Origin of the sequence: Synechococcus sp. R3-13 (assembly GCF_047462195.1) — a bacterium.
In the GTDB taxonomy this organism is placed as follows: Bacteria; Cyanobacteriota; Cyanobacteriia; order Thermostichales; family Thermostichaceae; genus Thermostichus.
In genome coordinates this window covers 804-3,241 of record NZ_JANSIO010000368.1, presented here as the reverse complement: position 1 = coordinate 3,241, position 2,438 = coordinate 804, and the positions used below count along the sequence as shown (strand labels likewise).

Here is a 2,438-nt window from a genome sequence, read left to right as displayed (position 1 = left end):
GAAAATTACTTGCCCTATTCCCAAAGTACAGGCAACGGTCAAGCCAGCGGGGATCGGCCTTGGCAATTGCAGTTGGAGCGCTGGGATCCCAATACGACTTTGGTGCTGGAGGCCAATGTCATCCGCCTGGGCGATAACCAGTACTCGCCGGAATCGGCTGCCGCCGGGCAATTTCTGGGCCCTGCCCAAGGGGTGGAGATGACCCGCTCTTTCACTTTGCAACGCCTGCCTTCGCGCCCACCGGTTTTGCGGATTGGATCCCTGATTGGGTTGGATACAGCTGCCGCCTATCGGGCCGGTCAATCCCGGATCCCCAGTGCCAACATGTCTCCCATGCAGGTCATTCTGAACGGAGTGGAAATCGAGCAGATTCACCTGGGGGGAGATAACCTACAGATTCCCCTGCCGCTGCAACATCTGCGCCTGGGCCTGAACACTGTTACCCTGCGCACTGGCAAAACCCTGATTCAGCCCCCCATGGTCACCCGTGGCCCCCAAGTGCCGATCAGCATTCCCCTTTTCGGGGGATCCCTGCACATCTCGGTGCCGCTGGGAGGTGATACAGTCATCCGGCACGGTGGAGCCTGGGTGGATCATGACGATGTGCAGTTGGCTAACGTAACCATCGAGATCCCCAACTGACCCTGCTCCGTTCAATGGTTTTACGGCCCATACCGTCAGCCAATAGCTTGGACGTTGAATCCAGGTTGAGCGGGCCACGGGGCCTGTCGGTCAAGAGGAACAAGTTTGAGCCTGCTTTCGATAACTGACTCGATATCTGATCCGTTTGCTCAACAAGGGAAATACGTTTGTCCAGCGATTGGAAGATTCCCCTTCCAATAGCAGGCATACTGCAGTTGCTGAATTGCTCCTCTTCGATGCCTCTGTGAGTTCTGTGCATCTTGCTCTTCAAGAGGGATCCCTGAGGTGGCCCATGTGAGTGAGGTAAAATCCTGGCAACCGAGCAGATCGATAACCCAAACTGAGGAGAGCTGACTATGAGTATGAATAGGGCTTCTGCCTTCCCCTTAACCTGGCTGTGGACGGGATCCCTGGCCCTGGGGGTGACGGCCCTGGTGACCCGCCAAGTGATCTGGGGGCTCTTACCTTTGGCAGCAGCCTACCCTGCCATCCGCCGCCGCGAAGAACAGCTTGGCCAAGTTCTGGAACAGACCTGGACACAGCAGCAACAGACAGCAACCCAACTGGAGACCCTGCAAGCGCGTTTCGAGGTGCTGGACGCTCGGCTCACTGCTGAACCGTCCCTTCTGCAGCAGACCTTGGCTTCCCCGGCTGAAGCCATTCAAGAGCTCGAGCAGAAAGTAAAGGTTTTGGAGCCCATCTGGGTACAGCAGCAGCAGACGGCGGCCCAACTGGAAACATTACAAGGGCGGATCGACGCCCTCGAAGCTCGGCCCACGTCTCATCTGTCCGTGCGGCAACAGCTGGCCCCCACCACCCAGGCCATCCAGCACATTCAGCAGCGGTTAAAAGCCGTGGAGCTGCGGTTGAATGCTCTGCCGACATCCCAGCCCCAAGTGACTCTGGAGCAACTGGAGTCTGTACAGGCGCAACTCCAACACCTGCAGCAGCTGGTGGCATCCCAGCCGAACCCTGCTTTTCCCCGCAAAGCCCTGGGGGTGTTCATCGACGCGGCCAATCTCCACGCCAGCGCCCAGCAGCAGGGATCCCATCTCGACTACCCCAGTCTGCTCAGCTGGCTGGCCCAGGGCAGATCCGAGATGGAAGTGCATGTCTACAGCGGGGTAGATCGCCACAACCAAGCTCAGCGTCGTTTCCTGTGGGAGTTGAGAAAACAGGGCTATCGGGTGGTCACCAAGCCGGTGGTGATCCACGCCGACGGCAGCCGCAAAGCCAACCTGGATGGGAAGCTGATTGTGGATATGATGGCGATGTGCTCCCGCTACGAGACGGTGCTGCTGCTGAGCGGGGATGGAGATTTTGTGCCGGCCCTCGAGCATATCCGCCGCCAAGGCTGCCGGCTGGAGGTAGCCGCCTACAGGCCGGACACGAACTCGGAGTTAATTCGGATAGCCGACCAGTTCGTGGATTTGTGCGCTTGGCAGGGGACAGGAACGCTGGTGCCGCTGCCTGCAAAACAGACTCCGGCCACCGGCTAAACCTTTGCAATCTCAGCGCCTGAACCTCGCTTGGATCAACCTTGTCCAAAAATTGGCATTCTCCCTGCCCTAAAAGGCAAGGATTCTTTCCCAGGCCACAGGATAATTCCTACTTCTTGGGCTACACCACCCTTGCGAGTGGTGGGGGATGCCATAACCCCGACTACTGGGATGAACTCCCAGATACTTTTCCTGCTGACATTGCTCTTGCTAACACTGCGCCATACTCAAGTTGGCGGAGTTCAACCAACAGCGTAGCACGAAGCCGCCCTTGCCGCGTCAGCGGGCTGTAGGCCT

1 protein-coding gene and 1 pseudogene are annotated in these 2,438 nt (G+C 58.2%); both read left to right on the top strand.

Features of this window, described 5'->3' with window-relative positions; translation table 11 throughout:
* Positions 1-642: pseudogene (locus NW856_RS11095) on the top strand (dockerin); the annotation flags it as partial.
* Between the two features lie 362 nt (positions 643-1,004).
* On the top strand, positions 1,005-2,141 hold the full coding sequence (locus NW856_RS11090) for an NYN domain-containing protein (RefSeq protein ID WP_414400288.1): 1,137 nt from the start codon (positions 1,005-1,007) through the stop codon (positions 2,139-2,141).
* The last annotated feature ends 297 nt before the right edge of the window (positions 2,142-2,438 follow it).